The 21186-nt window shown below is 57.2% G+C and carries 20 protein-coding genes; 13 read left to right on the forward strand and 7 right to left on the reverse strand.

Annotated elements, in window-relative coordinates:
- The first annotated feature begins 28 nt into the window (after nt 1-28).
- The 3 genes from ET33_RS24645 (at nt 29) to ET33_RS24655 (ending at nt 2521) form a co-directional block, all read left to right on the forward strand.
- On the forward strand, nt 29-715 hold the full coding sequence (locus tag ET33_RS24645; RefSeq protein WP_036688195.1) for an ABC transporter permease: 687 nt from the start codon (nt 29-31) through the stop codon (nt 713-715).
- Nucleotides 715-1629 (forward strand): ABC transporter ATP-binding protein, encoded by a 915-nt coding sequence (locus tag ET33_RS24650; RefSeq protein ID WP_036688199.1) that lies wholly within the window; start codon nt 715-717, stop codon nt 1627-1629. The genes ET33_RS24645 and ET33_RS24650 overlap by 1 nt, the downstream gene beginning before the upstream one ends.
- Before the next feature lie 106 nt (nt 1630-1735).
- Nucleotides 1736-2521, forward strand: a complete 786-nt coding sequence (locus tag ET33_RS24655; RefSeq protein ID WP_036688201.1) for an endonuclease/exonuclease/phosphatase family protein — start codon at nt 1736-1738, stop codon at nt 2519-2521.
- A 127-nt stretch (nt 2522-2648) separates the two neighbouring features.
- Here ET33_RS24655 and ET33_RS24660 read toward each other — a convergent pair whose 3' ends face one another.
- The 7 genes from ET33_RS24660 to ET33_RS24690 form a co-directional block, all read right to left on the reverse strand.
- Nucleotides 2649-3518 carry a carbohydrate ABC transporter permease gene (locus ET33_RS24660; protein ID WP_010500151.1) on the reverse strand — a complete coding sequence of 290 codons (870 nt, stop codon included), beginning with the start codon at nt 3516-3518 and terminating at the stop codon, nt 2649-2651.
- A gap of 12 nt (nt 3519-3530) precedes the next feature.
- Nucleotides 3531-4415, reverse strand: a complete 885-nt coding sequence (locus ET33_RS24665; protein ID WP_010500152.1) for a carbohydrate ABC transporter permease — start codon at nt 4413-4415, stop codon at nt 3531-3533.
- Between the two features lie 78 nt (nt 4416-4493).
- Entirely contained in the window at nt 4494-5879 is a 1386-nt protein-coding gene (locus tag ET33_RS24670) for an extracellular solute-binding protein (protein ID WP_036688206.1), read from the reverse strand.
- A 123-nt stretch (nt 5880-6002) separates the two neighbouring features.
- Nucleotides 6003-7268 carry an extracellular solute-binding protein gene (locus ET33_RS24675; protein WP_036688210.1) on the reverse strand — a complete coding sequence of 422 codons (1266 nt, stop codon included), beginning with the start codon at nt 7266-7268 and terminating at the stop codon, nt 6003-6005.
- Nucleotides 7269-7319: 51 nt separating this feature from the next.
- Nucleotides 7320-8306, reverse strand: a complete 987-nt coding sequence (locus ET33_RS24680) for a substrate-binding domain-containing protein (RefSeq protein ID WP_036688215.1) — start codon at nt 8304-8306, stop codon at nt 7320-7322.
- Nucleotides 8307-8320: 14 nt separating this feature from the next.
- The gene (locus tag ET33_RS24685) at nt 8321-10096 is read right to left on the reverse strand and encodes a cache domain-containing sensor histidine kinase (protein WP_036688220.1); all 1776 of its coding nucleotides are present in this window, start codon (nt 10094-10096) and stop codon (nt 8321-8323) included.
- On the reverse strand, nt 10093-11718 hold the full coding sequence (locus tag ET33_RS24690) for a response regulator transcription factor (RefSeq protein WP_036688223.1): 1626 nt from the start codon (nt 11716-11718) through the stop codon (nt 10093-10095). The genes ET33_RS24685 and ET33_RS24690 overlap by 4 nt, the downstream gene beginning before the upstream one ends.
- 514 nt (nt 11719-12232) lie before the next feature.
- Here ET33_RS24690 and ET33_RS24695 point away from each other — a divergent pair.
- The 10 genes from ET33_RS24695 to ET33_RS24745 all read left to right on the forward strand — a co-directional run bounded on the left by ET33_RS24695 (nt 12233) and on the right by ET33_RS24745 (nt 21186).
- On the forward strand, nt 12233-13222 hold the full coding sequence (locus tag ET33_RS24695; RefSeq protein ID WP_036688227.1) for a cation diffusion facilitator family transporter: 990 nt from the start codon (nt 12233-12235) through the stop codon (nt 13220-13222).
- A gap of 67 nt (nt 13223-13289) precedes the next feature.
- Nucleotides 13290-14030, forward strand: a complete 741-nt coding sequence (locus ET33_RS24700; protein ID WP_036688230.1) for a metallophosphoesterase family protein — start codon at nt 13290-13292, stop codon at nt 14028-14030.
- Between the two features lie 104 nt (nt 14031-14134).
- A complete protein-coding gene (locus ET33_RS24705) occupies nt 14135-14410 on the forward strand; it encodes a hypothetical protein (RefSeq protein ID WP_036688233.1) in 276 nt (91 codons plus the stop codon).
- Between the two features lie 203 nt (nt 14411-14613).
- Nucleotides 14614-15504 carry an SMP-30/gluconolactonase/LRE family protein gene (locus ET33_RS24710; protein WP_036688236.1) on the forward strand — a complete coding sequence of 297 codons (891 nt, stop codon included), beginning with the start codon at nt 14614-14616 and terminating at the stop codon, nt 15502-15504.
- The gene (locus tag ET33_RS24715) at nt 15494-16162 is read left to right on the forward strand and encodes a serine/threonine-protein kinase (protein WP_036688238.1); all 669 of its coding nucleotides are present in this window, start codon (nt 15494-15496) and stop codon (nt 16160-16162) included. The genes ET33_RS24710 and ET33_RS24715 overlap by 11 nt, the downstream gene beginning before the upstream one ends.
- 121 nt (nt 16163-16283) lie before the next feature.
- Nucleotides 16284-17057 carry a sporulation protein gene (locus ET33_RS24720; protein WP_036688240.1) on the forward strand — a complete coding sequence of 258 codons (774 nt, stop codon included), beginning with the start codon at nt 16284-16286 and terminating at the stop codon, nt 17055-17057.
- 268 nt (nt 17058-17325) lie between these two features.
- Entirely contained in the window at nt 17326-19680 is a 2355-nt protein-coding gene (locus tag ET33_RS36650; RefSeq protein ID WP_051775575.1) for a PAS domain S-box protein, read from the forward strand.
- Nucleotides 19681-19775: 95 nt separating this feature from the next.
- Nucleotides 19776-20216 carry a Dps family protein gene (locus tag ET33_RS24735; protein WP_036688242.1) on the forward strand — a complete coding sequence of 147 codons (441 nt, stop codon included), beginning with the start codon at nt 19776-19778 and terminating at the stop codon, nt 20214-20216.
- 191 nt (nt 20217-20407) lie between these two features.
- Nucleotides 20408-20686 carry a nucleotide exchange factor GrpE gene (locus ET33_RS24740; RefSeq protein WP_036688244.1) on the forward strand — a complete coding sequence of 93 codons (279 nt, stop codon included), beginning with the start codon at nt 20408-20410 and terminating at the stop codon, nt 20684-20686.
- Between the two features lie 272 nt (nt 20687-20958).
- Nucleotides 20959-21186 (forward strand): hypothetical protein, encoded by a 228-nt coding sequence (locus ET33_RS24745; RefSeq protein WP_152570696.1) that lies wholly within the window; start codon nt 20959-20961, stop codon nt 21184-21186.

Consider the following 21186-nt stretch of genomic DNA (forward strand, 5'->3'; position numbering starts at 1 on the left):
GCTGTTGGAGTGAAGGGGGAGAAGCAAGATGTTAGCCATCTGGAAAAAAGAATTCGTGCAGTCCTTTAAAAGCGTGTTTTCGATCGTGACGATTGCGATTTTTACGGCGGTCTCTTATTATTTGTCGGACTTCATAGCGAAGAACGGCGCGATGCTCGGCAAGGAGGTAGCCGAAGAAGGCTATGTCAGCGGCTTGGTGCTGCTGATTTATCTCTTTGGATTTTTGTTTATGTTTTCCCTTTTCCACGATACCATGAATCGCGAGCTGGAAAGCCGGACCATCCGTTTTCTGGTGACCAAAACGTCGCGGCTGTCGATCGTACTGGGCAAGTTTCTCGGTATTTTCACGTACTGGTTCGTCTGCTTGCTGGTATCGTTCGGCATCATTACGGTGTTCGCGGAAAAGTTTTATTTCAAGTCGTTCGGCCAACTGCTGGTGATGGTTCTCTACATGGTGTCCATGTGCCTGCTGCTGTCCAGTCTGATTCCAAGACGCTCGATGTCGATGTTTAGCGGGCTGCTCGTCGGCTTGGCCATCCCCCTGTTCGGGCTGTGGAGCCAGTTTTCCGACAAGCCATGGCTGAAAATATTCAAGTACGCGACCCCGTATTATTATTTTATCGATGGCGGATCTTTGGGCTGGGCGGTCGTTCTGCTGATGGCGGCCGTCATGTTGGGCGGCTCCATTCTGCTGCTGCAAAGGAGGGATCTGTAATGCTTGCGATCCAGACGAAGGAGCTGAGAAAATCGTACGGCCCGCACGAGGTGGTGCGCGGCATATCGCTGCAGGTGAACCAAGGGGAAATTTTCGGCTTCCTCGGCCGCAACGGTGCGGGGAAAACGACGTTCATCAACATGCTGACCGGCATCGTCCGGCCCTCGGGCGGGGAGTTTTCCATTCTGGGCACGCCTCATGGGCAGTTGGACCGCGTCAAGCGGCATATCGGCGTGCTGCCGGATTACACGGAGTTTTACGGGAACGATACGGCGCTTGAGCACCTGCGGTATTTCTCGGGTGTGAAGGGGCTGAAGGTCTCCAAGCGGGAATGTCTGGACGTGCTGGACAAGGTTGGCTTAAGCCAGGCGGCGCATGTGAAGACGAAGAAATTTTCGTTCGGGATGAAAAAGAAGCTGGGGGTCGCGCAGGCGATTCTCGGACAGCCCGGACTGATTTTTCTGGACGAGCCGACCTCCGGGATGGACCCCGAGTCGGCCTTGGAGATGCAGCAGCTCATCCGCACACTCGCGGACAAGCGGCAGACGATCTTCATGACCTCCCATAATCTCCATGAAGTGGAGAAGCTCTGCACGCGCATTGCGATCATGAAGCGGGGGAACATCACGGGCTTGGGCACGATCGAAGAGCTGCAGCGGACGTTCCAGCCGGGCATGCAGGTGACGGTCAAGCTGGCGGCGCGGAGCGAAGAGCTGTATGGGAAGGCGCGCGAAGCTTTGCAGCAGCAGGGCGTTTGCCGCATCCAAAGCTGGGACGAGCGGCACCTCACGGCGGAGATTGTGGAGGAAGCGGACATTGCCGCCGTCATCCGAGTGCTGTGCTTGCATGAAGTGGACATGTTCAGCGTACAAACGGCACGTTTGTCGCTGGAGGACATTTTTATGCTGGATTAGCTCTTGCGGGATCTCTCCTCATGGTTGACAATGGAAAATGGAAAAAGCCCATCTATGAAGATCCGTTCACGCCAAAGTAAATCACTCATTGGAGGAGAAGGCCGCGATGGAATTGAACCTGATGACGTTTAATCTGCGCGTAAATACGCCCGTAGACGGAGGCAACGCTTGGCCTTACCGCATCCGGCATGCAGCCGCCGCCATCAAGAAGACGGCTCCCCTTGTCGTAGGGACGCAGGAAGGGACGAATGCGATGCTGCTCGACTTGGACCGGGAACTTCCGGCGTACAGCCGGCTGGGCGAAGGACGGAGCGGTTCGACGAACGAGGAAGACAGGCTCCACGACGAATGCTGCGCGATTTACTATCGGCATGACGCGCTTGCTCCGGTGGCGAGCGGGCAGTTCTGGCTGTCGGAGACGCCGTACGTGCCGGGCAGCAAGAGCTGGGACAGCAGCCTGCCTAGAATTTGCACGTGGGCTTGCTTTGAGGTGAAGGCGTCGGGACGCCGCTTCTATGCGTTCAACACGCACTTCGATCATCTGGGGCAGCGGGCCAGAGAAGAGAGCGCGCGCCTCGTGCTGGAACGGATCCGGCGCTGCTGGGAGGAAGAGGGGATACCGGCCGTGCTCACAGGGGATTTCAATGCCTTCCCCGACAATCCTGCGATTATCGCGCTGAAGAAGCGGTTGGCCGATGCCTTCGACATTTTGCAGGAGGAGGTCGGCCGGACGTTCCATGCCTACGAAGGCGGTACGGAAGGTCAGCCGATCGACTACTTGTTCGCCACAGAAAGCGCCGAATTTACGAGAACGATCGTACACCGCGAGCGCTGGGAAGGCGTGTATCCGTCGGACCATTATCCCGTCGAGGCGCACGTGCGGCTGCTCTAGGAGGCGATCCAGGGACGGCCGGTACGCTCGACGACCGCTGATCCGGACGCACACCTAAGGTCTGCTTCTTGCCCTCAACCGGGCAAAGGAGCAGACCTTATTTTGTCGGGAAAACGTTCCCCGCGTATCATCCCTTCAGCGCCCCTGCGGTCAACCCGCCGGTAATTTGCCGTTGAAATAAGCTGTAAGCGATGATGACCGGAATCATCGAGATGGCGAGTCCCGCGAACAAGGGGCCCCACTCCGTACGGTACTGCATTTCCCCCTGCATGATGGCGATCCCGACCGGAACCGTATATTTCGTCGGATCGTTGATTAGGACGGTTGCCATAATGTACTCGTTCCAGACGGTCAGCGCGTTCATAATGGCGACGGTGACCAGCCCCGGCTTGGACAACGGCAGCATGATGCGGAAGAACGTTCCGAAATACGAGCAGCCGTCGATCGTAGCCGCTTCCTCCAGCTCCTTCGGCAGCGATTTGTAGAAGCCGACGAGGAAGAAGACGCCGAAGGGCAATATGCCGACCGCCCCCACCGAGTAGACCAACGTCAAGCCCAGCAGCGAATTGGACAACTGCAGCGTATTGAGCAAAAAGACGAGCGGAATCAAGCCGAGAATCGTCGGAATCATCATGGAGGCGACGTAGATGAAATAGAGCGCGCCTCGTCCCTTGAATTCGTAGCGGGCGAGCACGTAGGCGGTCGTGGCGGCCATCGCCAGCGAGAGCAGCGTGCTGCCTGTCGTGACCAGCGCCGAGTTGACGAAATAATCGCCGAAGTGCGCGCGGCTCCAGACGTTGGCGTAATTTTCGAAGATTAACGGGGACGGCAGATCCCACGGTTTTCCCTGAAGCACCTGCGGGTTATCCTTCAGCGAGGTGAAGAAGGTCCACAGGACCGGATAAATGACAAGAATGCTCCAGACCAGAGGAAACAAACGGACGAGCGCTTTCGCTAAGCCATGTGCGGGTTTGCCTGCGGCGGAAGTCCCGGCCATACCCATCCCTCCTTACAATTCGATAGTTTCCCGCTTCAAGAACCGGCCCAAGATCAGCGTGGTCAGCAAAGACAGGATTAAAATCAGGACGCCGATGGTCGCGCCGTAGCTTAAGTGATACTGCTTGAAGCCCATCTGGTACAAATAGTAGCCCATCACCTGCGTCGCGTTGTCGGGGCCGCCGTCGGTCATGAGCCGGACGATAATGAACGACCCGTTCAGCGTGGTGATGACAATGTGCAGCACCGAGGTTTTGAACTGCTCCCAGATGAGCGGCAGCGTCACGTTCCAGAACTGATGCCACTGCCCGGCGCCGTCGATCTCCGCAGCCTCGTAGAGCGAGCTTGGAATCGCCAGGATGGAAGCGATGATCAGAATCATGTAGAAGCCGATCCCGGCCCATACGCTCGGAGGCAGCAGCGACCACATGGCGAGCTTCGCGTCGCCCAGCCAGTTCGTCTCGACCGGCTTGTCGGTGAAGAGCGACAGGAACGCATTGAGAAAGCCGAGCTGCGGATTATAGATGAAGCTCCACAGCACGCCGATGACCGCGACCGAAATAATGTTCGGGAAGAAGAAAACGACGCGGTAGAAACCGTACTCCCGCAGCTTCAGCCGGGTCAGAGCTACGGCGAAGAAAGTGGCGATCAGCATGATCAAAACCACTTTCCAGAAGACGAGAAAATAGTCGTTTTTGATCGCTTGACCGATAATCTCGTCGGACAGCAGCTCCCGGTAATTGCCGAGCCCGATGAAATTCATCGTTTCCGAGCCGCCGGACCAGTCGAAGAAGCTTAGATACAAGCCGCGGAATAACGGATAGATCGTGAACACCAGAAACACCGCGAAGGTCGGCAGCAGGAAGGTCGTAATAAAAAGCGCGCGATTCCATTTCATAAGACATCCTCCACTGCTTGGGATTGGAAGAAACAAATCGGCAGGAAGGGTCCTGCCGATCGTTCCCGGGTCGAGACGCTATTTGCTTCCTCTGGCTTTAGCGGCGGCTTTCTCCATGCGGTCCATCCATTCGTCCGGCGTAATTTTCTTTTGCAGCAGGGCAATCGTAGCGTCGCTCTCGGCCTGCTCCAAGTCGGCGTTCAGCTTGAATACGGGGGCGACGATGGTGTTGCTGCTGTTGAAGTATTTCATGGCCGCTTTCACGACGCCGCTGGCGTTTGTCGCTTCCAGATCGGCCTTCACGTTCATGATGGCTCCGGTCTGCTCTGCCCAGCGAGTGGCCGCTTTCTTCGTGAAAATGAACTGCACGAACGCCTTGGCCGCTTCCGGGTTTTTCGCTTTCTTCGCAATGGCGATGTTATTCGTGTAAGGAATGACAATGTTTTTGCCGCCCGGCTTCTGCATGACGGAAGGAATGAAGCCGAATTTGAAGTCGGCCGGAACGTCCTTCTTCATTTCGTTCTCCAGCCACAGCCCGTTCGGAAGCATGGCGTCTTTGCGCTGAAGGAACAGCATTTGCGAATCGGTGTGGTTGATGCCGAAGGAGGCGTTGTCAAAATACCCCTTATCCCGCATATCGACCAGCTTTTGCAGCGTTTTGGCGACGGCGTCGTTCTTGAACGCTTTTTCCTTCGCCGCTTCCTGATCCTTCAAAATTTGCGGGTTGTCGCCGTTCTCGGACACGAAGCCTGAGTTGACCAGTCCGCCGACGATGTAGTACGGGTATTTGCCGGTATGGATGTAAGGATTGATGCCGGAGGCTTTGATCTTCTCGCTGGTGGCGAGGAAGCTGTCCCAATCGGTCGGCACGGTCCAGCCGTTCTTCTTGAACAGCGCTTCGTCGTAGAACGTTCCCCAGGAGCCGAAGACGAGCGGGATCGTATAATTTTTACCGTTGAAATCTTGAGGAGGGGCGATCAATTGGTCCGTCAGCTTGTCGCCGTCGACGTTCTTCGCGGTTTTCACCCAGTCGGAGATGTCCATGAGCTGGTCGTCCTTGACCATCTGGGCTTCGTTCGATCCGGCTCCGTCGATATAGACGACGTCGGGCGGATTGCCTTGAATCCAGCGCGGCTTCATTTGGTCGTTGATTTGCGAGCCGGCGGATTGCTTGATTTTCAGGTCCGGGTACTTCTTCTGGAACTCGCCGATCACTTCTTTCCACCAGCTGTCGCCGTAGCCGCCGACGAAGTATTGGATCTCGAAGTCGCCTGCGATTTTGGCGCCGTCCGCCGGTTTGGCGCCGTCCGCAGGCTTCGCTCCGTCGGCGGGCTTGGCGGCTTCGCCTGGCTTGGCCGTGTCGGCCGGTTTAGCCGCCGGAGCGGCCCCGCAGCCCGCCAGCGAAAGCGCGCAAAGCAGGGAGGCCATGCCCAAGGCCGCGCCTTTGGTTAGTGCTTTTCTCATCTTTCGAACCCTCCTAAAAGTTGATCTCTAAGGCACATCTTGATTGCGTAACCTTATCTTAGGAGGTTTGGTGCGAAAGCTCCATTGAATATCTTCCAAGAGTTCTTTATTTTTTTACTCACGTTACTCGCGGCTTTTCGTGAGGGCGATCTGCTGAAGCTGATCGAGGGCGGCTTGGGGCGACATGTGGTCGATCAGGACGGCTTGGCCCATCTTTCGCGTTCCGTCCATGACCTTCTGCCAGGCAGGGTGGTTGACCGGATAAAATTGGGCCGTCTGCAGCGCTTCGAGGCTGTCTTTTACGTTCTTGTCCTTGGCCGCAAGCTTGTCCCCTACGGATTTGGTCACCGGCAGGAAGCCTTCGCGCAGAATCAGGTTCTCGTAGCGCGCATCATCGTACAGAAAGCTGATGAATTTGGAGAGCGCCTCTTTGTTCGTATGATCTGTCTTGAAGGACACCAGCACATCCTGCACGCCGAAGGAGATGGGCGGGGTTCCGTCCTTGACGGGCATCGGTCCGATCCCCCATTTCAGACCGGGGAATTCTCTGGGAACGACGGATGGGAAGTAATTGCCCGAAATCATCGTCCCGAGCTTTCCGTTTCCGAGAATGCGGTGCTTCTCGTCGCGCGTTGTGACAGTCGGTTCGGCATCAGTCAGCCCTTGGTCGTAGAGCGACTTTAGAAAGGTCAGCCCTTCGACGTTTTCCGGCGAATTGATCGTCCACTGCCCGTCCTTCATCCAGCCTCCGCCCGCTCCGAAGAAGAAATAGGACAAGTAAGCTTGGCTTTCGTTGTCCGTCAAGTCCACGCCGAAGCCTTCGGCTTTGCCCGTCTGCTTGATTTTCCGCGCCGTCTCGACCAGCTCAGACCACGTTTTTGGCGCCTCGGTCAGCCCGATTTCGTCAAAAATGTCCTTGTTGTAATACAGGTTGCGGACGGTGGTGAGATAAGGGATCGCGTATTGGGCGCCGTTCCAATAATCCATTTGCAGAAACTTTGGAAGAAGGTTCGCCTTCAGCTCCGGGGATAGGATATCGTTCCAGTCGTTGAGCAGGCCGTCCTTGGCAAAATGAGCGTACACATTCGTATTCAGCAGGTCCGGCGGCTGATTCTTGCTGATCATGGTCGTATAGACGCCGTCGAGGATGTCCCAATTCGCCACCTGCAGCTCGACGTCAATGTTCGGATACTTCGCTTCGAAATCTTTCACGATGCTCTCCAGCAGCGGCCGCGTATCCGTGCTGTACTCTGCGGCCAGGAACTGGATCAACGCCTTCTGCTCCGCCATTGCAGGAGAAGGGGAAGAGTCGATCCCGCAGCCGGACAGCGGCATCATCAGCAGCAGCGTGGCCGACAAGGCTGCTGCGGCGGGCTTCCGTCGGTTCATTCGGTCCACCTCGATTCTTGGATTGATCGCCCGAGCCGGGGCAGGGCTTCCTTACCTTTCCACAAAAGGGAAGAGCAGCTTTTGATTTTCCGGATCGTACATGTTCTCCTTGGTGACGACCGTCGAATCGATGTTGTCGCGCGGGTTCGCTTTTGTTCCGTCGATGAGCTCCACGGCTGCCTTCACGCCCAAATATCCGATGTTAAAAGGCTTCTGGACCAGCGTCGCATGCAGCGTGCCTTCCTCCAGCAACTTGATCTCATAGATCGAAGCGCCGAAGCCGACGAGCTTGACCGAGGCGCTTTTGTTCAGTTCCTTGATCGCTTTGGCAGCTCCCAAGGTAGCCGTCTCGTTCAAGCAGATCATGCCGTTAATCTCCGGGTGGTCGGCCAACAGCAGCTTGGTCGCTTGGTAGGCCAGCTCCTCCTGATTCGCAGCATACCGCGTGCCGACGACAACCGCCGGCGGGTCGGTGGCGAGCGCCTCCCGAATGCCGGTTTCCCGGTCTGTGGCGGTGGGTGAGCCGCCCTTGTCGCTAAGGACCGCCACGGCGGGCCGGCCATTGGTCATGGAGGCCAGCGCCCGTCCGGCTTTTCTGCCCGCATCCAGATTGTTGCTGGCGATAAAGCTGTCGCCGGGATTGCCGTCCAACGGCGAATCGATCACGACCAGCTTGATTCCGGCTTGGCGGACCTTCTCCGCCACAGGAACGAGCAGGTCGTTGTCGGCGGGGGCCAGCACGATTGCTTGCGGCTTCTCCGCAATCGCTTGCTCCACGAGGCCGATCTGCTCGTGCACGTCGGTTTCCTGCAAGGGGCCGCGAATGTCCGCCTTCGCTTGAAACTCTTTGGCGGCCGTCTTCGCCCCGGCCCGGACCGTCTGCCAAAATTCCGTGCGGATATCGTTGCTTTTCATAATGACGATAATGCTCTTGTCCTTGCCGCTTTCGGTTCGGACGGACTGGAGCAGGATGGCGGTATAGGTGCCCAAGGCCAAGAGGGGCACCAGCATCCACACGATTTTTTTATGCGTCTGCATCGGCTGCTCCTTTCCTACTCGCTTCTCGGGATCGTCAGCGTGACCCGGGTGCCCTTTTCCGGTTCGCTGTCGAAGCTCACGCCGTAGCTCGTCCCGAAATAAAGCTGAATCCGTTCGTGAACGTTGGCAATGCCTACGCCCGTGCCGCGTTCCGTTCCCGTCTTCGGCACCAGAATGTGCCGCAGCTGTTCCGGCGTCATGCCGAGGCCGTTGTCCTCGATGGTGAACACGATTTTGCCGTCTTTCTCTTCGCTGGCGATGGTGATGAGCCCGCACCCCGGTTTGTTTTTGATCCCGTGATAGATGGCGTTTTCGACGAAGGGCTGGAGCAAAATTTTGATCGTTTTGCAGGCCATAATGTCTTGGGAGACGTCGATCCGGTAATCCAGCTTTTCTTTGTACCTCATTTTCTGGATCAGCAGATAGCTGCGGATATGCTCGATTTCGATGAAGATGGGTACGAGCTCGTCGCTTTTGTTGATGCTGGCGCGGAACAGCTTGGCGAGTGCGGAGGTCATAAGCACGACTTCCTCGTGCTTCTTGCCTTCCGCCATCCAGATGATCGAATCGAGCGTATTGTACAGAAAATGCGGGTTGATCTGCGCCTGGAGCACCTTGAGCTCGCTTTTGCGCTTCGTTTCTTCGTTGCGGATGATTTCGCTCATCAGCTCCTTCGTGTGGCCAACCATCAGGTTGAACGTACGCCCGAGCTGGCCGATCTCGTTCTCCTGCTCGATCTCCGCGCGAATGTCGAAGTTGCCTTTTTCCACCTGCTTCATCTTATCCTGAAGGTTCTTGATCGGCTTGGAAAACCGGTGCGAGAGCACGAACGACAGCAGCAGGGTGATCGCCAGCCCGAAGACAGCCAGCAGCAGGAACGAGCTTTGAATCGTGTGCTTGTTGGTGACGAGCTCGTCCGTGTAGGCGACACCGACGATTTTCCAGCCGAATTTCGTATCGTGGACCGAATAGATCCGCGATTCGTCACCGTCGTACGCGACGAAGCTGTCCGTATGCATCACCTTGTCGATCAGCTCGCTTTTCAGGTTGCTGTAAATAAGCTGCTGCTGCGGGTGGTAGACGATGTTGCCGCCGTTGTCGACAATGAACACGTAGCCCCGCTTGCCGAGGTTGACCTGGCTGCAGATTTCGCTGATGACGCTCAAGTTGAGATCGACGAGAAAAATGCCTTCTCCCGCGATCCCGTCGGTGCTTTTCAACTCCCGGCTGAGGGAGACGACCCAGCGGTATTCGTTCTGGATCACATGCTGAACGTGGGAGGAGGAGACGACCGGCTTGCCGCCTTCCTGCTTCGCCTGCTTGTACCAGAGCTGCTCTTCCGGCTTTGCGTTCGGATTGAGGCTGGTGCTGCGCCGGTCCGACACGAATTTGCCGTTGTAGCCGAACACCATGATGGAGGCGATGTCTTTGCGGGTGTACAGAATCGATTGGAACATGTCCGAAATGCGCTTCTCGTATACCCGGCGGTCGGCCTCGCTGATGAACACCGTGTTGGAGATAAAATATTTGACGTCTTTGTTCGTTAGGGCCAGAGTGGAAATGTTCTCCATATTCGTGAAGTAGGACTGAATGTTGGCGCCGACCTGCTTCATGACTTCCGAGAGGTAGGCCTGTGAATTTTTTTCCACGGCGTCGGCGGATAGCCGGTAGGAAATGAAGCTGGTGATGCCGACGGAGACGAGAATCAAGCAGGAAAAAGCCGCGGCGATGCTGGAGCGGATGCTCTTGAATTGGAACAAGGGCGACGGCAGGCGGAGCACAGGCTTCATCGGCGGGTCTCCTTGGCCGCCGCGTTGTCCCGGTATTCCGTCGGCGTGAGGCCAGAGTGCTTCTTGAAGATCAGGCTGAAATAGTTCGGATCGGCATAGCCGACCTGCGCCGCAATCTCATAGGACTTGAGCGGGGTGTGCAGCAGCAGCTCCTTCGCCTTGTCGATGCGCACCCGCGTCAAATATTCGACGAACGTTTCGCCGAGCTGCTGCTTGAACATGGTGCTAAAATAGCTGGTGCTCATGAGCGTATGCCGGCACAGCTCCTGCAGGGAGAGCTTCTCGTTCGCGTAGTGCTCGCGGATATACTCGGTGGCCCGCAGCACCTGCATATGCGTCAGGCGATTCCGCTGCTCGGAGATTTGATCCAGCGCCAGGCTTAAAATGTGCTTCAGCCAGTCCTGGATTTCGTCCAGCGTCTTGAACCGGTACACGTCCGTCAGCCAATTGCGCTCACCTACGGCTGCGCGCGGTTCGTCCGCTCCGAGCTCCCGGACCGTATTCATCAGCGTGACGATCACCGACTGGATCTGCCAATAGCACGCTTCGATCGGCATCCGGGACGTTTTCAAGTGGGCAACCAGCTGCTCGATCAAGCGGTGAACGTCTGCGGTTGTGCCGGTTTTCACGGCGGAGGCAAGCAGCCGGTTCCATTCCGCGCCGTTGTCCGGAGCTGCGGGCGGTTGTCCCTCCATATCGACAATACCGATCACTTGGTTTTTGCCGAGCAGCAGCCGGTATTCGAGCGCGGACAGGGCGCTTTTGTAAGCGTGGGGAAGCTGCTCCAGCGAGCCGCATACGCGTCCGACGCCCAAGCTTACGGTCAAATTCAAATATTTCTCAACGAACTGCCGGATCGTTTCGGCGAGCTGGTATGCGAGCTCGTACAGAGGCATTGCCGCTAGCCCGGATATGATAGCCACGACGCGCTCCTCGCGGGTGCGAAAGGCGATTCCGTTCTCCTGGCCCACGATTTCCTGCACCATATTGTACACGGCGAAGCGAAGCAGCTCCTGATCCCGATCGGAGGGCAGGTGTCCGCTGCCGCCGAAATCGTCGATATCGACGACCATCGCCACATAGTCGGGCAGGGGCTCGTGAAGTCCGAAATAGTGAAGCCGCTCCCGGATTTCCGCATCCCCCATGGCGGTTGTTGCCCATCGTTCAAGAAAGCGTTCCTTCAGCAGGGGCAGACTTTGATTCAATTGTATATGCAGCCGCGTCAAATCTTCCCGCTGGCGGGTTTCCTCGTCGAGCTCGCCTTTCACTTTCGTCAGCAGCGCGCGAAGATCGGCCGCTGTAATCGGTTTCAAAATAAAGTCGTAAGCTTTGAGCCGCAGCGCTTGCTGCGCATAATCGAAATCGTCGAAGCCGGTCAGGATGATCACCTTCACGAAAGGGTACCGGGTCCGGATCAGCCGCGTCAGCTCCAGCCCGTCCATAAAGGGCATGCAAATATCCGACAGCACGAGGTCCGGTCTGACCTGCTCTATCGCTTCCCACGCTTCCCGGCCGCTCGCATAATCGCCGACGAGCTCAAAACCCAGCCCGTTCCAATCGATATGCTCCTTGATGCCCTCGCGTACGATCGCTTCGTCGTCCACAATCATGATTTTGTACATGCGCACCCCCGGATTTCCAGCGTAACTTTGTGTTGAGTGTACTGTAAAAAGGGAATTTCAGGCAAGAGGATTGTGCGAGCTTCTGCATTTTTTTGTAGAAACTTAACAGTTCACCGCCCGGAATTGACGGCAATCGACGGCAAATCGAAAAAAATTCCCTTGGGCCGACAGGAAAGCTCCGATGGGTCGAAGGGGATTGCCGGATTCGCCTCATTTCGCGCGATGCACGGTCAGGTTCACCTTGTTCGTCTCGCACATGAACGTGGAACACGAAACCGTGTGAATTTTCCACGCGGTCGGTTTCACGGTTTCGTCAAAACCGCACGATCCTCTTAAACCGGCATCGAAATGGTCATACTGACATCATGGAGCGAGATAGCGTGTAAAAAATCTCATGGATAGGATTGACAGGGTGTATGTGATGATGCATAATAATATATGAACATATATTCATATATAAAATGTACGGTCGAAACGCCGCAGCGGATCGCCCGTATCTTGGGAGGGACGACCTATGCACAGTCATAACCATAGCGCTCATGCGCATAGCGGAGCAGCAGCTCATAAGCACGACCACGGCGATGGTCACGGTCACCATCATCACGGCCACGGGCATCACCATCACGATCATGCCCGGGAAGGGAACAAAAAGGGCCTGATCATCGCTTTATCCATTACGGCGGGTATTTTGCTGCTGGAGTTTTTCGGGGGGCTCGCCACGAACAGCTTGGCGCTGCTATCGGATTCCGGGCATATGCTTAGCGATGCCAGTTCTCTCGCGCTCAGCTTGATCGCGCTCAGCTTCGCTGCAAGACCGGCTTCCCCGGCCAAAACGTACGGCTTTTACCGCTTTGAGATTTTGGCGGCGTTATTCAACGGCATTTCGCTGTTTCTCATCGCCGGCTTTATTATATGGGAAGCGTACGGCCGCTTCTTCAACCCGCCGGAAGTCGCCAGCGGCTCGATGATGCTGATCGCCTCCGTAGGACTGCTCGCCAACCTGATCAGCGCGTGGGCACTCATGCGGAAGGGCGACGTGAAGAATAACGTCAACCTGCGCAGCGCTTATCTCCACGTGCTCGGGGACGCGCTCGGCTCCGTCGGCGCCATTATCGCGGGGCTGGTGATGCTGGCCTTTGGCTGGTATATCGCCGATCCGATTATCAGCGTGCTCGTTGCGCTGCTGATTCTTAAGGGCGCTTGGGGCGTGATCTCCCATACCGTTCACGTGCTGATGGAAGGAACGCCGGCCGGCGTGAGCCAGGAGGAAGTGAAGGGGGAGCTGGAGAGCATCGACGGCGTGGTGGACGTGCACGACCTTCACATCTGGACGATTACGTCGGGCCTCGATTCGTTCAGCTGTCACATCCAGATCGAGGACGATCGGGACAGCCAAGAGGTGCTGCAGCAGGCAATCCGACTGATGGCGGAGCGCTTTAATATCCATCATGCGACGATCCAGGTTGAGAAATCGGCTATACGCCACGAGGAATTGCGGGTATAATCCGGGACATGGACCGCAACGCCGCTTTGGCGAAGCGGTCTTGGATCATTGAGACGGGAGGTCCGGGATGACTGACTCGATTGCCGTAATTTCGGATATTCACAGCAATATTTACGCCCTTGATGCCGTATTGGAGGATATAGAGGCGCGGAAGCTTCACCGGATCGTCAATTTGGGCGACAGCTTGTTCGGCCCGGTCGATCCGGTGCAGACGGCGCAGCGGCTTATGAATCTGGAAAATGCCGTCCATATCATGGGCAACTGCGACCGGATTCTGCTGGAGTCGGAGGCCGATTCGCTGACGTTCCGGCATGTGAAGCCGCTGCTGACGGAGGAGATCGAACGGTGGATCGGAACGTTCTCCGCCACGTGGACGTTAGAGGACATGCTGTTCTGCCATGGAACTCCTTTTTCGGACGAGCATTATTTGATCGAGGAAGTTACCGAGCACGGGGTCAAGGACAAAGACGCGGAGCGTTTAAGCCTGGAGCTTCAACCGGTTGCCGCCTCATGGATCTACTGCGGGCATACCCATGTGAGCAGAATGGTCCGGCTGTCCGACGGCAAAACGATCGTGAACCCGGGCAGCGTCGGCCTTCCGGCTTACGAGGAAGAGGCCCCGTATCCGCATGTCATGGAAGCCGGGTCTCCCCATGCGAGGTATGCGGCCATCCGGCGCATGAACGGTTCGTGGGTCGTGGAGCACGTGCAAGTCGCTTACGATTGGCACCGGGCCGCTGCGGCTGCGCGGCAGAACGGCCGCGACGATTATGCTACCGCCATTCGGACCGGAAGAATGCTTGGCTAGCCTGCCCCGGAAATATCGGCGGCTCCCGCCCATCCCGAACGAATAAAAACGGCGGTTTCTTCCCACATTAACAGCAACCCTGTATGTGGAAAGGATGACCAAAAATGACCCGTTACGAATACGATTCCAGCCTGCAATCGCAAAACCCGGTCTCGCAAGCGCAAAATTCGGTGGAAAAGGCGCATAACGCCGTAACCCAAGCGCAGAGCCATCCGTCCGCCCAAATGATCGAGCAGGCCGAAACGGCCGTGGAAAAAGCCGAGCGTTCGATCGCCCAAGCCGGGCATGACAAGAATAAGCCTGCTGTAGAACAAGCGGACGCGCAGCTTGCCGAAGACCAATCGGCTCTGCAAAGCTTGCGGCCGATGGAAGAAGAATAACGCTCAAAGCAAGTGTCAAGACTCGTTAGTCCCTCCACTATGGAGGGGATCGACGGGTCTTTTTTTCGGCTCGATGCAGCGTGAATCCTGCCTGCGGCACCGTTGCCAAGCCTGGCGGCCGCATCGCTTTTGGCTTTTCCTTTGTGCTACAATGGAAGCATATGGTACGTGCTTTAGGCACGCGAGGAAGAGGAGGGCTGCAATTGGAACCGTGGCAGCTAACGGCGGAATTGATTTTGGACGGGAAGGCGGCGCTGGGCGAAGGGCCGGTATGGGATCACCGCAGTGGCCGACTGCTGTGGGTCGATATCGAGGGAATGCGGATTCATCACTATGATCCGGTACAAGGAACGAACCGTTCGATTCAGCTTGACCAGCGGATCGGGGCTGCGGTGCCGAGAGCGGAGGGCGACGGTCTGGTGCTCGCGTTGGAGCATGGATTCCATCTGCTCGATATCGCAACCGAGCGGCTGACGAAGCTCGCCGACCCGGAAGTGGGGCTGCCGGAAAACCGGTTTAACGACGGTAAGTGCGACGAAGCCGGACGTTTCTGGGCGGGGACGATGAACCGCAAGAGCAGCGGCCCGACGGGCGCGCTGTATTGCCTGGAGCCTGACGGGTCGCTGCGGAAAGCGATTGATGGCGTGATCTGCTCCAACGGGCTCGGCTGGAGCCCCGACGGGCGCACGATGTATTACATCGACTCGCCTACCAAGCAGGTCGTCGCCTACGACTACGACCCTGTAGCAGGAGCGATCTCGAATCGGCGCACGGTCGTCACGATTCCGGAAGGCGAGGGCATTCCCGACGGCATGACCGTCGATCGTGAAGGGATGCTGTGGGTTGCCCAGTGGGGCGGCTGGCGGGTGTCCCGCTGGAATCCGCAGACCGGCGAAAGGCTCGGCTTCGTCCGCGTCCTGGCTGCGCAGACGACCTCCTGCGCGTTCGGCGGTCCGGACTGGGACGAGCTGTACATTACGACGGCCCGGACCGGGCTGAGCGAGGAACAGCTGGCGCAGCAGCCGCATGCCGGCGGTTTGTTCCGCGTTAAGCCGGGCGTGAAGGGCAGACCGGCTGACTTTTATGGCGGATAACCATTGGACGACGGTAGGCGAGGACGCTTGGGATGAGCGCTACCCGTTCATCGCGCAGATCGAGCGCCGCCTGCTGCCGGAGCTGCACATCAAGAGCGAGCAGCCGCACGATCCGATTGCCGTATACCGTGTGCCGGTCCCTTGGCGGTTGATGGGTGCGGGCAACTATGCGGCGGTTGTCGCGCACCCGGATTTCCCGGAGGTTGTGGTGAAGGTGTATGCGCCGGGCCGGCCGGGGCTGGAAGAGGAGGCCGAAGTGTATCGCCGTCTGGGGCGGCATCCGGCCTATTCGGAGTGCCTGTACTATGGCGACGGTTACCTGATGCTCCGGCGGTTGAACGGCATCACGCTGTACGATTGCATCCGGAAGGGCATCCCGATCTCCCGGCAGGTGATCGACGATATTGACGAAGCGCTTGCCTATGCGGTAAGCAAAGGGCTTCGCCCGCATGACGTTCATGGCAAAAACGTCATGATGCGGGACGGCCGCGGCGTCGTGGTCGACGTGTCGGACTTTTTGAAGCCGGAGCCGTGCGGGATGTGGGACGATCTGAAGAAAGCGTACGACCGGTTTTACCTTCCGCCCTTGCGGTGCGTCCCGGTTCCCGGCTTCGTGCTGAATGCGGTGCGGAAAGGCTACCGTTTGCTTAAAAGATAAAGATTTAATCAAGCTTCGCCGGCATGGCGTTCCAGGCGAAACCGCCCGGCACTGCGCCGCGTATTGAACCCGCAGAGCTACAGACAAACTTTGGCGTACTAGAGGCAGGAGGCAAAAGACGATGTCCATTTTTAAGAAAGTGCTTGCAAGTGTAGGAATCGGTTCGGCGAAGGTGGATACGAGGCTGGATCATCCGCGGGTTTCACCGGGAGAGACGATTAGCGGAGTCATACATATTCAAGGCGGTCAATTGGATCAGCAGATCGAAAGCATCTATATGTATTTGAAGACGGAGTACTTGAAGGAAGAAAACGATAAGAAAATGACCCATACCGCGGAGATCGCCAAATACCACATCACCGACGGCTTCCTGCTGCGGCAAGGCGAGGGGCGGGAGGTCGCATTTACGCTGGAGATCCCGGAAAACGCCCCGCTGTCGCTGCAAAACACGCCGGTCTGGCTGGAAACGGGACTCGATATCGACATGGCGATCGATCCGAGGGACCGGGACCAGATCGACATCGTTGCCGGCCCGAACGTGGCTACCGTGATGGAGGCGCTGAATGAGCTCGGCTTCCGTCTGCGTGAAATTTCCAACGACTACTCGCCAAACTTGGGCGGGCAGCTGCCGTTCGTACAGGAGTTCGAGTACGTACCGACGACGAATTTCCACGGCGCGCTCGAAGAGCTGGAAGTACTCTACTTCCCGAGAGGAGACGATCTGGAGCTGTTTCTACAGATCGACCGCCGCGCCCGGGGCTTTAAGGGAAAACTCGAAGAACAACTGGGGCTGGACGAAAGCCTCGTCCGCTTGACCATCCCGGGCAGCGAGCTGCGCCGGGGCTCGACAATCGTTGCCGGGCAGCTGCATGACCTCATCTCGCGTTATATTTAAGCGAATACTTGGCCAAGAAGTCCGTTTCTTCGGGAAACGGGGAACTTGTTGAGAAAGTTGGCTTTTATAAAATAGAAAAACATACGGAAGTAGATACCCCACCCCCTCGTACACCTCTATAGGCCCATTTGCCCACTTTTTCAACACTCTGTCCGTTCCCTCGGGAAACGGGCTTCTTTTTTTCATTGCGGCAAGCAGGAGAAGAATGTCCGGTTAGCGAAAAATGTAAGGATATAGGATAATAACCGGACCCTAGGAGAGTATACATATGGCTGAACCGCAAGTAAATATACTGATTGTCGACGATCGGCCGGAACATTTGCTCGCTATGTCTTCCATACTGCAATCTCCCGATTATCGCATCGCCACCGCCAATTCCGGAGAGGAAGCGCTGCGGCAAGTGATGCAGGAATCTTTCGCCTTGATTCTGATGGATATTGAAATGCCGGGAATGAACGGCTTTGAAACCGTTCGCATGCTGAAATCCCAAGAGCGGTACAGGTCGATTCCCGTCATCTTCGTTACGGCGCTCAGTCAAGCGACGGAGCATATGGTACGAGGCTATGAAATCGGAGCGATCGATTTTATATTCAAGCCGGTGCAGCCGGTTATATTAAAAGTAAAGGTCAAGCAGTTCGCAGGCATCTACCGGGATCGGGAGCAGCTTAAGGCGCAAAAGGAGCTGATCACCCGGCGCACGATCGACCTGGAGCAGGCGCATGCCCGGCTTCTGGACAATACGGACAAGCTTCGACGGATGGAAGCGATGGCTCGGGCCATCAGCGAAACGTCGACCGATGCTTTCTTGACTGTCGATGAGGAGGGAACGATTCTGTCGGCCAATCCCGCCGTCCGGGCGCTGTTCAGGTACGGTCCGGAGGAGCTGATCGGGAAGCCCGTGTGGTTGGTCGTGCCGTACACCGAGCGGCTGTTCGGCTCGGGGGAAGGCGGCTCCCTGCTGCCGGACTGCGGCACGAGGGAAGCGACGGACGTTACGGCCGTGCGCCGCAGCGGCGGGACGTTCCCTGCCGAGCTGCAGATCGGAAGCGCCTGTATCGGCGACCGGCCGATTTACGTCTGCTCGGTTCGCGACGTGACCGAGCGCAAAATGCAGTATATTCGCATGGAGCAAGCCGTAGAGCAGCGCACGTATGCGCTGCGCGAAGCCAACGGAAGGCTTCAGGCGGAAATCCGGCGCCGGCATCAGGTAACCGAGCAGCTGCTGCGGTCGTACGATCGGATCAACGATATTTTGGAAAGCATCACGGACGCGTTTTACGCGCTCGACCATGACGGGGCGATCGTCTACATGAACCGTTCGGCCGAGCAGCGCCTCCGCATCGTGAAGGAGCAGGCGCTGGGCCGGCCATTCTGGGATTATGCGCCGGTGGAACGCTCGAAGTGCTATGATTTGTTTCTGCGCGCAGCCTTGGAGCAAGCGCCGCAGCGGGCGGAATTTTATTCGAACCTGACGGAAAGCTGGGTCGAGGTGAGGGCTTTCCCGTCGTCGCTCGGCATCAGCTTATATATTCAGGATACGAACGAGCGGCGGCGCATGGAGCAGGATGCCCGGGAATCGCAGGAGCGGTTTTATACGATTTTTCAGGCAACGCCTTGCTTGATGGCGATTCAATCGTTAAGCGACCGGACGTATCTCGACGTCAACGAGAGCTGGATGAAGCATACGGGATACACGTATGAAGAAATGACGTCGGGGACTGCCAATCTGCAGATGACGCTCGTCTCGGACGAAGGGCTGGTCGAGACGGCCCCCGTGGATTTCGCCGATACGGTGACGGATGTGAAGGTGCAGTATGTGACCAAGGCGGGCGAACGGCGGACGGGGCTGTTGTCCACGGAGATCATTGAGACGCCGGATGTGCCGTGCGTGCTGGCGGTCATTACGGATATTACGGACCGGGTGGCGCTGGAGCGGGAGATTGCGCGGCTGGACCGGCTGCATATGATCGGGGAGATGGCTGCAGGCATCGCGCATGAAATCCGCAATCCGATGACAACCGTCCGCGGCTTTCTCCAGCTCATGCGCGCGAAGAAAACCCTTCCGCCCAAGGACATTATCGACGTTATGGTGGAGGAGCTGAACCGCGCCAACGGGATTATCAGCGAGTTTCTGGCGCTGGCCAAAAACAAGACCACCGACCGCCGCCCGCAAAATCTGGCTCAGGTGATCGAGGCTATCGGTCCGCTCATTCAAGCGGAGGCGACGCTGGCCGATAAGCAGCTTCATCTGCGGCTCGAATCGTGTCCCGAGCTGGAGCTCGACGAGAAGGAGATCCGGCAGATGGTATTGAATCTCGCGCTGAACGGGCTCGAAGCGATGGACGCCGGAGGACGGCTCGAAATCGCCACCTATACGGAAGAGTCGGAGGTCGTGCTGGAGGTCAGCGACCAGGGCCACGGCATGGACAAGGACGTGCTGGCCAAGGTCGGGACGCCGTTCTTTACGACGAAGGAGCGGGGGACGGGGCTCGGTCTGGCGGTCTGCTTCAGTATCGCCGCCCGGCACGGAGCCAAGCTGACGTGGCAGACCGGCCCGGAGGGCACGGCCTTCTATGTCCGGTTTGGGGTACCGCCTGAGCCCGTCGCCGAGAACGGCCCCTAGCCGATTCCATCGGTGCGATGTATAAAAGCGGCTTCAGTTTTTCATATTAACTAGGGATAAGCTGGAAAAAAACGCGATCCAAGGAGGAACGACCCATGTCCAAAAGCTTAACAGAAGTGCTGAATACCCAGATAGCGAACTGGAGCCTGCTGTTCATCAAGCTTCATAACTACCATTGGTATGTGAAGGGGCCGCAATTTTTCACCCTGCATGCGAAATTCGAAGAGCTGTATAACGAGGCGGCCCTTCACGTGGACAATTTGGCCGAGCGGCTGCTAGCGCTCAAGGGACAGCCAGTTGCCACCATGAAGGAAATTTTGGAGAAAACGACCCTGCACGAAGCTTCCGGCAGCGAGAATGCCGAGCAGATGGTCCGCTCCATCGCCAACGACTTCGGAACGCTGATCGGGGAGCTGAAGGAAGGGATGGCGATTGCCGAAGCGGCGGACGACGAGACGACCGGCGACATGCTGCTTGCGATCCACAGCGAGCTGGAGAAGCACGTTTGGATGCTGGAATCGTTTTTGGGAAAATAGCGTCTCGGACCGGGGGCATGGCGACTTGCGGATAGCGCAGGAAGCCATGCCTTTTTTTGTCAGTACCGCCTGATTGCACACCGCCGTTGTGTAATCGTCGCTTCGGCGGGGAGGCTTGTCGCATATACTGTAGAGCGGAACCCAGTCGGCAGACCGCTCGCGGGCTGCCCAGCAAAGGAGTGACAAAAACAATGAATGCGAATCCGTATAAAGACGGGGAACGGTTGATGAAGGTTGAAACCCGGCTCGAGAATATCGAAGACGCCGTCACGCGCATGGAAGAAAAGCTGGACAAGTGGCATGGGAACTATATATCCCGTGTTGAAATGAACGAGCTGCTTCGTGCCCGTGACGAACGCATTGAACGAATCGAACAAGAGCGGTTGGCCAACAAGCAGCTCTACCCCGGCTGGATCAATATCCTCATTGCTTTTGCCGCATTGCTTGTCGCGTGGTTCCACAATAAATAAAGCAGCAGGAATGAAAAATGGCTCGGACATGTCGCTTTTCCTTGCGTCGTTTGGGTATAATGGGATGAAAAGGGATGGAGGCTCCGGCCCATATGAAACGAGCGATTTCGCGTACCGCAGCGGGACTGCTCCTTGCGCTGCTGCTTGCCGGCTGCGAGGAGGAACGGTAGGCGGCCCCTGCCTCGGGCACGGCACCTTCCGCCCCGTCTGCGGGCGAAGCGTCCCAGGCCGCCTTTCCTTACAAGCAGGAAATCGCAGCTGCAGGATTGGCCGTGCCGTGGGAAATCGATTTTGCGGCGGATGGCAGTTTGTACAAGCAGGGGGAAGCGGGGCTGCTTAGCTTCGCGCTCGATCCGCAATTTGCACGCAACGGCTATAGGTATGCCTATCATACGTACGTCCAAGGCGACCGGCCGCGGGCAGCCGCAGAAGGACGACGACAAGATCATCCGGTTTGTACCGGAATTTCAAATCATGAACTAACGGATTGGAGAACGTGA

This window comes from Paenibacillus tyrphae (assembly GCF_000722545.1).
Lineage (GTDB): Bacteria > Bacillota > Bacilli > Paenibacillales > NBRC-103111 > Paenibacillus_G > Paenibacillus_G tyrfis.

What these genes read in the sequence shown, in the direction of transcription:
- ET33_RS24675 (WP_036688210.1), bottom strand. Translation starts at nt 7,268, where the DNA reads ATGAACCGACGGAAGCCCGCCGCAGCAGCCTTGTCGGCCACGCTGCTG.
- ET33_RS24660 (WP_010500151.1), bottom strand. Translation starts at nt 3,518, where the DNA reads ATGGCCGGGACTTCCGCCGCAGGCAAACCCGCACATGGCTTAGCGAAA.
- ET33_RS24680 (WP_036688215.1), bottom strand. Translation starts at nt 8,306, where the DNA reads ATGCAGACGCATAAAAAAATCGTGTGGATGCTGGTGCCCCTCTTGGCC.
- ET33_RS24715 (WP_036688238.1), top strand. Translation starts at nt 15,494, where the DNA reads ATGGCGGATAACCATTGGACGACGGTAGGCGAGGACGCTTGGGATGAG.
- ET33_RS24705 (WP_036688233.1), top strand. Translation starts at nt 14,135, where the DNA reads ATGACCCGTTACGAATACGATTCCAGCCTGCAATCGCAAAACCCGGTC.
- ET33_RS24695 (WP_036688227.1), top strand. Translation starts at nt 12,233, where the DNA reads ATGCACAGTCATAACCATAGCGCTCATGCGCATAGCGGAGCAGCAGCT.
- ET33_RS36650 (WP_051775575.1), top strand. Translation starts at nt 17,326, where the DNA reads ATGGCTGAACCGCAAGTAAATATACTGATTGTCGACGATCGGCCGGAA.
- ET33_RS24655 (WP_036688201.1), top strand. Translation starts at nt 1,736, where the DNA reads ATGGAATTGAACCTGATGACGTTTAATCTGCGCGTAAATACGCCCGTA.
- ET33_RS24665 (WP_010500152.1), bottom strand. Translation starts at nt 4,415, where the DNA reads ATGAAATGGAATCGCGCGCTTTTTATTACGACCTTCCTGCTGCCGACC.
- ET33_RS24735 (WP_036688242.1), top strand. Translation starts at nt 19,776, where the DNA reads ATGTCCAAAAGCTTAACAGAAGTGCTGAATACCCAGATAGCGAACTGG.
- ET33_RS24720 (WP_036688240.1), top strand. Translation starts at nt 16,284, where the DNA reads ATGTCCATTTTTAAGAAAGTGCTTGCAAGTGTAGGAATCGGTTCGGCG.
- ET33_RS24700 (WP_036688230.1), top strand. Translation starts at nt 13,290, where the DNA reads ATGACTGACTCGATTGCCGTAATTTCGGATATTCACAGCAATATTTAC.
- ET33_RS24645 (WP_036688195.1), top strand. Translation starts at nt 29, where the DNA reads ATGTTAGCCATCTGGAAAAAAGAATTCGTGCAGTCCTTTAAAAGCGTG.
- ET33_RS24670 (WP_036688206.1), bottom strand. Translation starts at nt 5,879, where the DNA reads ATGAGAAAAGCACTAACCAAAGGCGCGGCCTTGGGCATGGCCTCCCTG.
- ET33_RS24685 (WP_036688220.1), bottom strand. Translation starts at nt 10,096, where the DNA reads ATGAAGCCTGTGCTCCGCCTGCCGTCGCCCTTGTTCCAATTCAAGAGC.
- ET33_RS24740 (WP_036688244.1), top strand. Translation starts at nt 20,408, where the DNA reads ATGAATGCGAATCCGTATAAAGACGGGGAACGGTTGATGAAGGTTGAA.
- ET33_RS24690 (WP_036688223.1), bottom strand. Translation starts at nt 11,718, where the DNA reads ATGTACAAAATCATGATTGTGGACGACGAAGCGATCGTACGCGAGGGC.
- ET33_RS24650 (WP_036688199.1), top strand. Translation starts at nt 715, where the DNA reads ATGCTTGCGATCCAGACGAAGGAGCTGAGAAAATCGTACGGCCCGCAC.